Raw genomic sequence first — 12,988 nt, forward strand, 5'->3', positions numbered from 1 at the left:
ATCAAGCAGAGACGCGGCAAAATTATCAATATTTCTTCGGTTGCTGCTGTGCTGGCACCTGTGGGCCATGCTGCCTACTCGGCCTCCAAGGGAGGCCTCAACTTGCTTACCCAGACGATGGCGGCCGAGTGGGCCCGTTACAACATCCAGGCGAATGCGGTTGCACCTACTGTGATTCTCACAGAGATGGGCCAGCAGGTGTGGGGAGAGGCCAATAAGGCAGAGCCGATGAAAGCGCGAATTCCCGCTGGACGCTTCGGTGAGCCATCCGAAGTTGCTGATCTAGTGCTATTCCTTTCATCCAATGCTTCCAACTTCATCTGTGGTCAAGTGATCCGTCTGGATGGCGGCCTGACTGCAGTTTGATATGTAAACGGGCGAATTGACTCACTCATGCAATCAAGCAAGAAATCTGAATACTTCCATGGCCGGAAGGGGTCTGAATGTGAATCGCAGAATGATCTCCTGGATCAACTCTGCCCCCACCCCATGACACTTGAGGCTTCCGAGGCCTGCTGTCACCGGCTGGCTGGTGTGCTCTTTCCCTGGGATGTAACCCGGGCCCTGGAACTGGCACTGCTGAAAACCTTTTGCGTTCCCTCGATCTCGGCGCTGCTGGCGCACACCGGCTTAATGGTGGCCGAGCTATTGCGTCACGGACTGGACAGCGCGCCAGGCGCGGCTGTGATCGACCGCATGAACCACATCCACGGCCACTACGCCATCACCAACGACGATTTCCTGTATGTGCTCTCCAGCTTCGTGGCCGAGCCGATCCGGTGGCTTGAGCGCTATGGCTGGCGTGGGCTCACAAACAAGGAGCGCGACCATCTGTTCCGCTTCTGGCAGGCGGTGGGGGAGCGGATGGAGCAGGAGATGTTCCGCTACGCCGCAAGCAACCAGAGAATTGTGGAGGCCACCCTGGCCCTGCGGCAACGCCTCGGCGGCGAGCCCTCGCCGCGCTTCTACTCGATGCACCCCACACCCAGCTACGGCCGCTGCTTTGCCCTCGAGCAACTGGGCCCGCCGCCGCTGTTACCGCAGTTGGCGCATCGCTAGCGGCTGCAGCACCAGATCGATCAGCACCACAGCGAAAATCAGGGCCAGGAGCTGCTCGGCGAGCGGTTCAACGGCAGCGGCCTTCATGCCCCCCAGGTGGGGCAGTTCCTCGGTGAGCGACACCGCGAGGGCCAGGGGCACGGCAGCGCGAAGCCCGCAGCCCGTCACGATCAGCCGCTCATTGCGGGGGAAGGCCGGCGGGCGCAGCACCACCCACACCCCCACCAGCCTGGCCAGGGGCAGCACCAGCGCCAGGGCCAGCCCCACCGGCAGCACCGCGACCAAGGCCTCCGGCTTCACCATCAGGCCAAGCAGCAGCAGCACCGTGAGTTCGGCGGCGGTGTTGAAGGGCTGCATCACCCGCCCCAGCGCCTGCTGCTCGAAACGAGCAATGCGATAACGGCCGTTGGAGAGACAGCCCCCGGCGATAAACACCGACAGCAGGCCGCCACCCCCCAGCAACTGGCCGAAGCCGTAGGCGACGAACGCCAGAGCGATCGCCACCAGCAGAAGCTGCTGGTCGGAGCGCACCAGCCAATCGATCAGGCGTGGAGCCAATCCGCCCACTGCCACGCCGGCCACCAGCCCGGCCAGCACATGCAGGGCCAGCTCTGCCAGTTGCTCCGGCAAGCGGCTAACTAGGGCGGCTTGCAAGGCCTCGTTTCCCCCATGGGCTTGGCCCTGCAGGATCGCCGAGGCAAACCCGAAGCCGAGCAGGGCCATCACGGTGCTGAGCGCTGCTTCGAATTGGAGCAGGTGGACCAGCGGGCCACGCACTCCGTGGCGTAGGGCCACCAGAAGATCCTCCAGGGCGCCGCTGTCGGTCGCCGCCAGGCAACACACCACTAACCAGACCACGGGCGCCGGCAGCCCTCCTGGCAGGGCAGGCGCCAGCAGCAGCAGCGCCATCCCCGTGATCCCCACCGTGATCAGCAGGCCCAGGGTGCCCAGCCGCAGGCCGGCGGCCTCCATGCCGCGGATGCGGCGCAGATCGGTGCGCAGGCCGGCATAGAAGAGCAGCAGCGCCAGGCTCACCCTGTGGAGCGTCTCGAGCTGCAAGGGGCCCAAGGGCTGGGCGCGGACCAGCAGATCGTTGGGGATGGCGAGGCCCAGCAGCAACACGGCCGCCGCCCCGGGCAGCCGCCAGTGTGCCGCCAGGCGATCGAGGGCCAAAGCAGCTAGATAGATCAGTCCCATGCCGAGGAAAAAGCCTCGCGGTAAGAGGGCCCCGGCCAGGTGGGCCTGCGTATCGGGCGAGGTTGTGAGCAGCATCAGCACCTGCTTCAGAACTCAATCCCCCGTTGGGCCTTCACCCCTTGCTCGCGGAAGGGGTGGCGCACCAGCTTCATCTCGGTTACCAGGTCGGCCCGCTCCAGCAGGGCCGGCGGCACGCCGCGGCCGGTGAGGGCCACATGGGTGAGCTCGGGCCGCAGTTCCAGCCCCTCGAGCACCTGTTCCACCGTCAGATAGCCCAGCTTGAGGGCCACGTTCACTTCATCGAGCACCACCAGCTTGCGGTGCCCGTCAGCCAGATAGCTGCAGGAGCGCTCCCAGGCCAGCTGTACTAGCTGACGATCGCGTTCGCGGTCCTGGGTTTCCCAGGTGAAGCCTTCGCCCAGGGCGTGCCAGGCCAGGGCGTCGCCAAACAACTCCAGGGCCTTGGCCTCGCCCGGCTGCCAGCCCCCCTTGATGAACTGCACCACCGCCACCGCGTCGCCGTGACCCAGGGTGCGCAGCGCCAGGCCAAGGGCCGCCGTGGTCTTGCCCTTGCCGTCGCCGGTGAACACCAGCACCAGCCCCTTCTCCAGGTTGCGCTCACCCACCCGCTGTCGCTGCACCTCCTGGCGGCGGGCCATGCGGCGTCGATAGCCATCAGCGTCTGCTTCCGGTGCCAGATCGCCGCCGGGGCCGAGCTCGGCAGCCACCGCATCGAGAGTCGACCCTGACACTGCGATGTCGGACTGGTTTGCGGCGCTATCGGGCTGGCTCACGGTGGGGCAATGGCACTGGCGGCACTCTGGCGCGCCAGGGCCGCATCCACCGCCTGCTGCTGGTCGCGTCGGGTGATCCAGTGGTGATAAGTGCGGGTATGAATAGCCACCGAGTGGCCCATCATCCGAGCCGCCACCGTGTCCGGTAGGCCGATGTGAACGGTGCGCACCGCCCAGGCATGGCGCAGGTCGTAGGGGGTGATCGGCAACTCGTAGCGGCGAAACTGCTCGGCCACCCGCCGGCCCACCTGCTGCAGAGTCGTGTGGCGCAGGTCGGTCGCCACTGGTGGCAGGGGGGGCTGGAGCGAGCCCAGTTGCTCCAGGCCGAAGTGCTCCACCCACTCCGGCTGGAAGGGCCACACCTGGTGCTCCCCGGTTTTGGAGGTGGGCAGAACCCGGATCACCCGGTCACCGCCAGAGGCCAGGGCCGAGAGGTCGGAGAAGAAGATCTCGTGGTTGCGCAGGCCGTAGGTGGCCATTAGGCCGTAGGCCAGGCGCCAGCGGGGATTGGGGATCTGGTCGACCAGGGCCAGGATCTGCTGATCGCCAGGCAGACGCCGGAACTGGGCTGCGTGCAGGCCGTAACCCGCTGCCCTCTCGCTCCAGTTCTCGGGCAGGGGCAAGCCCAGGTGGCGGGCCAGGGCCGCCAGGGCGGTGCCGCACTGCTGGCGGCTGCGGCTGCTGGCGGCATAGCTTTCTAGAGCCATCTCGAGCAAGGGCAGTCCCAGGGGCAGGTCTCGCTCGGCCGCAATCGCCGCCAGGCGCCGCAGGTAGGGCAGGTAGGCGCTGGTCCAGGTGGTGCGACAACCGGCGGGGTTGCGGCGGCGGCGGGGATCGGCAAAAAATGCCGCTTCGAAAGCTGCCAATCCATGGGGATCGCCAGCGGCGGGCTGAACAAGTGACAGTGGCGGTGACGGCCTCTGCGCTGGTCGAGCCCCCCAGGCACTCCAATCGAAGCGCCCTTGCTGCAGCTGACGCAAAACCTCTTTAAGCCGCTCCCTGGCCAGCCCAAGACCAGCAAGATCAGCTGGTAGCCCAAGACTGATGCGCTGCACCGGGTGCCGCCCCGAGCCCCGGCGGCAGGGCAGTGGCCCGCGCAGTCCCAACCGTTGGCCGCGCAGCTCTAACCGCAGGGAGACCCCGGCTTGGACCAAGGCTTGATTTGCATGGGCGAGGCCGAGCTGCAGGTTGGCCTCGGCTGCAATGGCAGCTGCATCTGCCAGATCCAGCTCCACCGCTGCTTTTGCCATGGGCCGAGCACAAAAGCTGACGTTCCAGCAAAGAAACTGACGTTATCGATCTACCGCCCTGGCCGCTAGGGGAGTAGCTGCAGCGTTACGCTCTCAATCTCTAAGCCGAGCGGAATGAGGGCATGGCCAAAGTTGGCGTGCTGCTGTTGAACCTCGGTGGGCCCGAGCGTATTCAGGACGTGGGGCCGTTTCTCTACAACCTGTTTTCTGATCCGGAAATCATTCGGCTGCCCAATCCAGCCCTTCAAAAACCGTTGGCCTGGTTGATCAGCAGCCTGCGGGCCGGCAAATCTCAGGAGGCCTACCGCTCCATTGGCGGAGGGTCACCGCTGCGGCGTATCACCGAGCAACAGGCCCGCGAATTGCAGAGCGAATTGCGCACTCGCGGCATTGAAGCCACCAGTTATGTGGCGATGCGCTACTGGCATCCATTCACTGAATCGGCAGTGGCTGACATCAAGGCCGATGGGGTGGAGGAGGTAGTAGTGCTGCCCCTCTACCCCCACTTCTCGATCAGCACCAGCGGCTCGAGCTTCCGCGAGCTGCAGCGGTTGCGCCAAGCCGACAGTGGCTTTTCACGGCTGCCGATCCGCTGCATTCGCAGCTACTACGACGATCCTGGCTACGTGGGTGCCATGGCTGGCCTGATTGCGCGCGAAATCCAGGCCTGCCCCGAGCCCTCAACGGCCCACGTGTTTTTCAGTGCCCACGGGGTGCCTAAGAGCTATGTGGAGGAGGCTGGCGATCCTTACCAAAAAGAGATCCAAGTCTGCGCCCAGCTGATCATGGAGCGCCTTGGTCATGATCTGGGCTTCACCAATCCCTCCACCTTGGCTTACCAAAGCCGGGTGGGTCCGGTTGAGTGGCTCAGGCCTTACACAGACGACGCCCTGCAGGATCTCGGCGCCGCCGGCGTGAAGGATCTAGTGGTGGTGCCGATCAGTTTCGTCAGCGAGCACATTGAAACCCTCGAGGAGATCGATATTGAGTATCGGGAGATAGCCACGGAGGCGGGGATCATCAACTTCAGGCGTGTGCCAGCCCTCGACACCACCCCGGCCTTCATCAATGGCTTGGCTGATCTGGTGCAGCAGGCCATGGCCGGGCCTGAGGTGAACCTCGACCAGGCCGCTGAATTGCCCAGCAAGGTGAAGCTCTATCCCCAAGACAAATGGGCCTGGGGCTGGAACAACAGCTCTGAAGTTTGGAATGGGCGTTTGGCGATGGTGGGATTTTCCGCTTTCTTGCTGGAGCTGCTCAGTGGCAAGGGACCCCTGCATGCGCTGGGCCTGCTCTGATCGCCGCTTAACGCAGGGCGGACTGCTCGCGGCGGCGGTTGTTTTCAGCGGCACCGCCTGCTGGCTGCTGCCCAGCTCGGCTGCACTGGCCCAGAGTCGTTGGCAGATGGGGGTTTTTCCCGTCACCAGCTTCCTGGCCTACACCAGCCATTTCGGCACCCGCACCGGCCCCTGGGGGCGGGTGGAGCCCCATTACGGCTTGGACATCGCCGCACCGATGGGATCGCCGATCCGCAACTGGTGGGCTGGCACAGTTCAGGACGTGATCAAAGACGGAGGCTGCGGTTTAGGGCTGGTGATTCGTTCGGGCGATTACGAGCACATCTACTGCCATTTATCCGGGCGGGTTTCAGGCGGCACCTACAGCAGTGGCCAGGTGCTGCTGCGCCAGGGACAGGGCGTACGCACGGGCCAACTAATTGGCCACGTGGGCATGAGCGGTCGCACTACGGGTCCACACCTGCATTGGGGCATGCGCCATAAAGGTCGCTGGCTAGACCCGGCCCAGATCCTGCGGGCCATGGCCGCTGACCGGCGCCAGCAACCAGGGCGGACAGCTGCGCCAAAAGCCACGCCGGCACCTAGGGTTATCACAACCAAATAGTCGCCAAATTGATTGGCCTGCAGCAGCAGTGACGCTGACATCCCTCACCTCTGCGGCCAAGTCCGCTCCCGCCACAACTAGTGGTGATGTCAATAGCGAAGCTTTTGCCTCCCAGAGAGTGAATGGCGGCTATGCCCTGATGGACGCCCTGCATCGCCATGGAGTGCGCCACATTTTTGGCTATCCCGGCGGCGCGATCCTGCCCATCTACGACGAACTGCACAAGGCAGAGTCCCGTGGCTGGCTGAAGCACATCCTGGTGCGCCATGAGCAGGGAGGCACCCATGCGGCCGATGCCTACGCCCGTGCCACCGGCAAAGTTGGCGTTTGCTTTGGCACTTCGGGGCCCGGCGCCACCAACCTGGTAACCGGCATCGCTACGGCCCAAATGGATTCGGTGCCCATGGTGGTGATCACCGGGCAGGTGCCGCGGGCTTCGATTGGCACCGATGCCTTCCAGGAAACCGACATTTTTGGCATAACCCTGCCGATCGTGAAGCACTCCTGGGTGGTGCGCGATCCCCGCGATATCGGCCGGATCGTGGCTGAAGCCTTTTTGATTGCAGCCAGTGGCAGGCCCGGCCCGGTGTTGATCGATGTGCCCAAGGACGTCGGCCTTGAGGAATTCGACTACACGCCCGTGGCCCCGGGTTCGGCGATTCCCGCAGGCTTCAAATTGCCACCCAGCCCAGACCCCGTTGCCGTTGCAGCGGCCCTGGCCTTGATCCGTCAAGCCCGTCGCCCCCTGCTCTACGTCGGTGGCGGAGCCATCAGCAGCGGTGCCCATGGCGCCGTGAAACAGCTAGCCGAACGCTTCCGGCTGCCTGTCACCACCACCTTGATGGGTAAGGGAGCTTTCGATGAGAAGCACCCCCAATCGGTGGGCATGCTCGGCATGCATGGCACCGCCTACGCCAATTTCGCAGTCACAGAGTGCGATCTGCTGATTGCCACCGGTGCCCGTTTCGACGACCGGGTCACCGGTCGGCTGGATGGCTTTGCGCCCCGGGCCCAGGTGATCCACATCGATATTGACGCGGCGGAGATGGGCAAAACCCGCCTGCCCGATGTGGCTTTGGTGGCCGATGTCCAGGCCGCGCTAGCAGCTCTTCTGGCCGCCTCAGCCCAGGACAGCTCGGAGGGTCGCACCGAGGCCTGGTTGCAACGCATCGACAGCTGGAAGCAGAACTATCCCCTGGTGGTGCCCGCCCCCGAGGGAGACATCGCCCCCCAAGAAGTGATTGTCGCCCTGAGGGAGCTGGCACCGGATGCCTTCTACACCACAGATGTGGGCCAACATCAAATGTGGGCCGCCCAGTTTTTACATAATGGCCCCCGGCGCTGGATCAGTTCGGCGGGCCTGGGCACGATGGGTTTCGGCATGCCCGCAGCCATGGGTGTGCAGACCGCCTTCCCGGATGAGCAGGTGATCTGCGTCGCCGGCGACGCCAGCATCCTGATGAATATCCAGGAGTTGGGCACCCTCAGCCAATACAACCTGCCGGTGAAGGTGGTGGTGATCAACAACGGCTGGCAGGGCATGGTGCGCCAGTGGCAGGAGAGCTTCTACGGCGAGCGTTATTCCGCCTCGGAAATGACCAATGGCATGCCCAATTTCGCGGCCTTAGCGGAAGCCTTCGGCGTTCTAGGCGTACGCATCGAAGAACGGGCCAACCTGCGCCAGCAACTCCAGGAGGCCTTTGACCATCCCGGACCTGCCTTCATCGATGTCAAGGTGCGCCGCAACGAGAACTGCTATCCGATGGTGCCCCCCGGCGCCAGCAACGCTCAGATGGTGGGCCTGCCATCCCATCCGGAGTTGGCAATCGACACCAGCCGCCACTGCCAGGCCTGCGGCAGCACTACCGAAAGCGCCCACCTGTTCTGCCCCAGCTGCGGCGCCAAACTTTGAGATGGCTCGCTGCATTGCTCACGGTTCTGCTGTTGTGGCCTGGAGCTGCCTTGGCAGCTGAGGTGCTGCAGGTGCGAGGAGCAACCCTGCTGCAGCTGGGCGACCAAAACCGCAGCTATACGGTTCAGCTGGCCTGTGTGGAGGTAGCTGAAGCTCAGCAGGCTGAGGCAGTGGCCTGGTTGCGCCAAGCCGTTCCTCGCCATACCCGTGTCAATTTGCGGCCGATGGGCCAAAACCAGGGAGTGCTTTTGGCAAAGGTTCAGCCGCTTGCTCCTGTGCGTGGCAGCAAAAGCCAAGCAGCAGATCTAGGCAGCGGTTTAATCGCAGCTGGTCTTGCCCAAGCCGAATCCCAAAGCAACGCCGATTGTGCCAACGTCGCAACCTGAATGCGGCCACTTATCTGCCCATGAGTCTGAATCGCACCGCCAAGGGCATCGTGCTGGTGCCCTCCCTGTTGCTGGGAGGTGCCTTCCTGGCGGCGGGGGTATGGAGTGAGGGCCCCGCGGCGAGCAATAAAACCCTGGCCCTTAGCTTGGGCGGGTTGCTGATGGCGGCTGGGCTACTGGCCCAACTCCTACCGGAGAGCAAGCCAGAGTCTGCCGACTCCGACTGATCTCCAGACAGAGGGCAAGCGGATTACTTCTTGGGCTGGGCCTTGGTGGCCTGTGCTGTGTATTGGGCGATCACTTCGTCTACGAATTTTTTATCGGCAGCGGTAATTTTGGGGTAACAGCCCTGCTTAACCCGGCCCACAATCTGCACAATGCTGCCGTTGACAATTTGGGCGGCTTCGAGCTTGCCGCTGCCGGCAATCTGACTGCCATGAACAGCGGTCACCACATAGGTGATCGCCTTGGCATTCGAGATCACAGCGTTCTGCACGGCCAATTTTTGCTCCACGGCCAGCTCACAGACGTTGACGGCGGCGGCAAGGGCCAGCGCGTTCATGGTCTCAAGGCTGATGGGTTTGGCAGCGGCAGCAGCTGCCCCAGGCGACTGGGCCAAGGCAGGGGCTCCCAGCAGGGCTGAAGTGCTGAGGGCGGAAGCGGCGATCCAGGCAAGGGAAAAGCGAGACACAGAAATCGGCGTGCAACGAAAATGCATCAGCCCACTGTGCCATCCATTTTGAACCGGCGGCAGGGGGTATCGGGCCTGCATCGCTGGCTTCACAGTTAAGACAATGCCCCAAGAAAGCGTCAGAGTTGGTTGGCGGCCGCCAACCACCCATGCCTTCCGCCGAGCTGCTCATAGTGCCGTTCGCGGCAGTTGGCATCGGGGCTATCGCCGAGGTTGGCGGCAAAAACGCCTCCCTCGGCGAAATGATCCGCGAGCTTGCCGGCAAGGGCGTGCGGGTGCCTGGAGGCTTCGCCACCACAGCTGCCGCCTACCGCCACCTGTTGCGCACCAATGGCCTCGACGGTCCGCTGCGGGCCCTGCTGGCGGGGCTTAATACAGAAGACCTCGCCGCTTTGCAGGCCGCTGGCAAGGCCGCCCGGGCCCTGCTGTTGAACGCCAGCCTGCCGGCCGATCTGAGCGCTGCAATCCTGGCTGCCTATCGAGAGCTGGCAACACCAGATGGCGTTTTGCCAGCGGTAGCGGTGCGCTCCAGCGCCACCGCCGAAGACCTGCCCGATGCCAGCTTCGCCGGCCAGCAGGAGACCTTCCTCAACATCCAGGGCGAGGCCGCCCTGCTGCAGGCCTGCCGGCGTTGCTACGCGTCGCTGTTCACCGACCGGGCCATCTCCTACCGCCAGCTCAATGGCTTTGACCATCTGGAGGTGGCCCTTTCGATCGGTGTGCAGCGCATGGTGCGCTCCGACCTGGCTTGCGCTGGGGTGATGTTCAGCATCGACACCGAAACCGGCTTCCGCGATGCGGTGCTGCTCACCGCCGCCTACGGCCTCGGTGAAAACGTGGTGCAGGGCGCCGTCAACCCCGATGAGGTGCTGATTTTCAAGCCAACGCTTGAGCAGGGCTTTGCGCCAATCCTCAGCAAGCGACTGGGCAGCAAGGCGATCCGGATGGTGTACGGGGAAGCGGGGATCACCGTGATCAACGAGCCCGTACCAGAAGCCGAATGCAACCGCTTCGCCCTCAGAGATGACGAGTGCCTCACCCTGGCCCGCTGGGCCTGCCAAATCGAGCGTCACTACAGCGCTAAGCGTGGTGCCCCCACGCCGATGGACATCGAGTGGGCCAAAGATGGCCTCACAGGCGAGTTGTTCATCCTCCAAGCCCGCCCGGAAACCGTGCAGTCGCGGCAGCAGCAGGCGGTGCTGCGCAGCTGGCACCTAGAGCCCCACAAAGCGGAAACCCTGGTGAGCGGCCGCGCCATCGGCGCCTCGGTGAGCAGCGGCGTAGCCCGGGTGATTAAAGATCCCGGCGAAATCAGCCGTTTTGAGGCTGGTGACCTTCTGATCACCGAACGCACCGACCCCGACTGGGAGCCGATCCTCAAGCGAGCCAGCGGCGTCGTCACCGACCAGGGCGGCCGCACCTGCCATGCGGCGATCATTGCCCGCGAGATGGGCATCACGGCCATCGTCGGCACCGGTGATGGCACCCAGCGCATCCAGGACGGCGATGCCATCACGATCAGCTGCTGCGAAGGCGATGTGGGCCGGGTCTACCGGGGCACCTTGCCGTTCACGCTGACGGAGCAGCCGATCACCGACCTGCCGGCCACCCGCACCCAAATCCTGATAAGTGTGGGCAACCCGGAGGAGGCCTTCAACCTGGCCGCCATTCCCTGCGATGGGGTGGGCCTGGCCCGGCTGGAGTTCATCATCGCCAATCACATCAAGGTGCACCCGCTGGCCCTGCTCCAGCCCGAACTGGTTGCTGACGCCCAGCAGCGGCAGCAGATAGCCCGGTTAACGGCCGGCCACACCAGCCCCGCCGAGTACTACGTGGATCTACTGGCCCAGGGCATGGCCCGCATTGCAGCGGCTTTCTATCCCAGGCCGGTGATCCTGCGCTTTTCCGACTTCAAGAGCAATGAATACGCGCGCCTGCTGGGGGGAGCTGCGTTTGAACCCAACGAGGAGAACCCGATGCTCGGCTGGCGGGGGGCTTCGCGCTACTACGCCCCCGCCTTCCGCGCTGCTTTTGCCCTGGAATGCCAGGCCCTTAAACGGGTGCGCGATGGCATGGGCCTCACCAATGTGATCCCGATGGTGCCCTTCTGCCGCACCCCCGAGGAGGGGGATCGGGTGTTGGCACAAATGGCCCGCTCCGGCCTGGTGCGCGGTGAAAACGGTTTGGAGGTGTATGTGATGTGCGAGCTACCCAGCAACGTGATCGCGGCAGAGGCGTTTGCCGAGCGCTTCGATGGCTTCTCGATCGGCTCCAACGACCTCACCCAGCTCACCCTGGGGCTGGATCGCGATTCAGCCTTGGTGGCTGAGTTGTTTGACGAACGCCATTCGGCCGTGAAGGCCATGATTCGCCTGGCGATCCAAAGCGCCAAGCGCTGCGGCCGCAAGATCGGCATCTGCGGCCAGGCCCCCAGCGACTACCCCGACTTCGCCCGCTTCCTGGTGGAGGAGGGCATCGATTCGATCAGCCTCAACCCCGACGCCGTGATCGCCACCCGTCTGGAGGTTGCCAGGATCGAGGCCAGCTTGGCCTGAGCTTCTCAGCCGATCCGCCGCAGCGACGGTCCCTGGCTGGGTTGAATCTGGGCCGGTAGCTGCTGGCTGCTGATCGACTCCAGGGTGGTCATGTTGTAGCTGGTGTAGGTCGTGCGTCCCGCGCCCTCACCCTGGGGCCAGAAGGCATCGATCACGGTGAGGGTCTGCACCGGAGCCGTGCTGTCCTGAATCCGGCGGCGCGGACCGCTGCCCAGGGCGCCGAGATTTAGCAGGTCCAGTTGACCCACCCGGCCTGGGAAGAAGGCGTGATGGTGGCCGCTGATGTAGGCATGGGCTCCTGTGCGCTCCAGCAGCTGGCGCAGGGCTTCGCTCTGCTGCAACACCTCGCCAGGCCGGTCCCGGCCCTGGCCTACGGCCAGCAGCGGCAGATGGCCAAGCACCAGCCGCAACCGGGCCGATTGGGCCTCGGGGCTGCGCAGCTGGCGCTCGGCCCAGGCCACCTGTTCGGCGGGCAGGGCGGCCGAGGAGGCATCCCACACCAGTAGGAACAGGTCGTGCTGACGCACGCTGTAAGCGAAGGGAAAGCGGCTGGCATCAATAAACTTGAGCCCCAGGGCGTTCTGCTGGCCGCGCCAATAGCGCTCCGCTTCCTGGCGATCGAGCTCAAATATGTACTGGCCCGCAGAGCGGGCGGAAGAGGCGTCGTGGTTGCCCATGGTGATCGCCACCGGCAGCCCCGCCCGCCGCAGTGGCGCTAGCAGCTGGCGGTGGAAGGAAGCCCACATGGCACTCAGGTGCACGCGGCTGAGGCCCTGCTTCTGCCCGGCCACCATGTCGCCGCCGCAGAGCACCAGATCGGGTTGCCAGCTGGGGATCAGTTCAACGGCCCGCAGCACCTCCGGCAGATAGCTGGTGGAGCCGTAGCTGCTGTTGAGATCGCTGATCGCCACCAGGCGCAGGTCGCCCCGGGGCGGCAGCAGCGGCTTAGCACTACCCCTAGGGGCGGCAGCGGCATCAGGGCGCAGGCCTGATACCGCCAAAGCGGTCACTCCCAAGCCAGCCAAGCTGAGGAAGCCACGTCGGGAGACGAAGGCACCAGGCCAGGTCACCATCTTCGGTGTGCTGCGCTGGAACATGCCCATGGTTTAGCGCCCCGCTCAGACCGACAGGCGCCAGAGCAAGGTGCCGTGGGCCGTGGCTCGCAGCACACAAAGGGCGGCCAGGGCCATGCAAAGGGGGCAGTGGGTAATCGACAAAGAATCGATGCCGCATCGGCCTCCA

General features: G+C 64.5%; 13 protein-coding genes. 8 read left to right on the plus strand and 5 right to left on the minus strand.

The annotated features are described in order from the left end of the window. Nucleotides 1-366, plus strand: a 366-nt coding sequence (locus AC01FP_RS04045; protein ID WP_474478333.1) for an SDR family NAD(P)-dependent oxidoreductase, incomplete at its 5' end; no start/stop codon positions are given. Nucleotides 367-489: 123 nt separating this feature from the next. Next, on the plus strand, nt 490-1,059 hold the full coding sequence (locus tag AC01FP_RS04050) for an oxygenase MpaB family protein (protein ID WP_474478334.1): 570 nt from the start codon (nt 490-492) through the stop codon (nt 1,057-1,059). On the opposite strand, the gene AC01FP_RS04055 is transcribed toward AC01FP_RS04050, so the two are convergent. From AC01FP_RS04055 to AC01FP_RS04065, 3 genes are read right to left on the minus strand one after another with little or no spacing between them, the layout of a single operon-like run. Then, a complete protein-coding gene (locus tag AC01FP_RS04055) occupies nt 1,036-2,331 on the minus strand; it encodes a cation:proton antiporter domain-containing protein (protein WP_474478335.1) in 1,296 nt (431 codons plus the stop codon). The two genes, AC01FP_RS04050 and AC01FP_RS04055, sit on opposite strands and share 24 nt — an antisense overlap. 11 nt (nt 2,332-2,342) lie before the next feature. Continuing rightward, the gene (gene cobO, locus AC01FP_RS04060; protein WP_474478395.1) at nt 2,343-3,008 is read right to left on the minus strand and encodes a cob(I)yrinic acid a,c-diamide adenosyltransferase; all 666 of its coding nucleotides are present in this window, start codon (nt 3,006-3,008) and stop codon (nt 2,343-2,345) included. Nucleotides 3,009-3,046: 38 nt separating this feature from the next. Continuing rightward, entirely contained in the window at nt 3,047-4,300 is a 1,254-nt protein-coding gene (locus tag AC01FP_RS04065; RefSeq protein WP_474478336.1) for a site-specific integrase, read from the minus strand. 122 nt (nt 4,301-4,422) lie between these two features. On the opposite strand from AC01FP_RS04065, the gene hemH reads away from it, so the two are divergent. The 5 genes from hemH to AC01FP_RS04090 all read left to right on the plus strand — a co-directional run bounded on the left by hemH (nt 4,423) and on the right by AC01FP_RS04090 (nt 8,727). Next, nucleotides 4,423-5,598 (plus strand): ferrochelatase, encoded by a 1,176-nt coding sequence (gene hemH / locus AC01FP_RS04070; RefSeq protein ID WP_474478337.1) that lies wholly within the window; start codon nt 4,423-4,425, stop codon nt 5,596-5,598. Then, nucleotides 5,579-6,202, plus strand: coding sequence for a M23 family metallopeptidase (locus AC01FP_RS04075; protein WP_474478338.1), 624 nt, complete (start codon nt 5,579-5,581; stop codon nt 6,200-6,202). The genes hemH and AC01FP_RS04075 overlap by 20 nt, the downstream gene beginning before the upstream one ends. Before the next feature lie 139 nt (nt 6,203-6,341). Then, a complete protein-coding gene (gene ilvB, locus AC01FP_RS04080) occupies nt 6,342-8,114 on the plus strand; it encodes a biosynthetic-type acetolactate synthase large subunit (RefSeq protein ID WP_474478396.1) in 1,773 nt (590 codons plus the stop codon). Between the two features lie 50 nt (nt 8,115-8,164). Further along, nucleotides 8,165-8,500: a nuclease gene (locus tag AC01FP_RS04085; protein ID WP_474478339.1), complete on the plus strand. Its 336-nt coding sequence runs from the start codon at nt 8,165-8,167 to the stop codon at nt 8,498-8,500. A 20-nt stretch (nt 8,501-8,520) separates the two neighbouring features. Then, nucleotides 8,521-8,727 carry a GIVxVP protein gene (locus AC01FP_RS04090; RefSeq protein ID WP_474478340.1) on the plus strand — a complete coding sequence of 69 codons (207 nt, stop codon included), beginning with the start codon at nt 8,521-8,523 and terminating at the stop codon, nt 8,725-8,727. Between the two features lie 23 nt (nt 8,728-8,750). On the opposite strand, the gene AC01FP_RS04095 is transcribed toward AC01FP_RS04090, so the two are convergent. Further along, the gene (locus AC01FP_RS04095) at nt 8,751-9,191 is read right to left on the minus strand and encodes a hypothetical protein (protein ID WP_474478341.1); all 441 of its coding nucleotides are present in this window, start codon (nt 9,189-9,191) and stop codon (nt 8,751-8,753) included. 149 nt (nt 9,192-9,340) lie between these two features. Between AC01FP_RS04095 and ppsA the strand changes: the two genes are divergently transcribed. Continuing rightward, the gene (gene ppsA, locus AC01FP_RS04100) at nt 9,341-11,746 is read left to right on the plus strand and encodes a phosphoenolpyruvate synthase (RefSeq protein ID WP_474478342.1); all 2,406 of its coding nucleotides are present in this window, start codon (nt 9,341-9,343) and stop codon (nt 11,744-11,746) included. Between the two features lie 5 nt (nt 11,747-11,751). Here the strand turns inward: ppsA and AC01FP_RS04105 are convergent, their stop codons facing one another. Then, complete coding sequence (locus AC01FP_RS04105; protein WP_474478343.1) at nt 11,752-12,819, minus strand: metallophosphoesterase family protein; 1,068 nt, start codon at nt 12,817-12,819, stop codon at nt 11,752-11,754. Nucleotides 12,820-12,988 lie beyond the last annotated feature (169 nt).

The organism is Cyanobium sp. NIVA-CYA 375 (genome assembly GCF_056108345.1).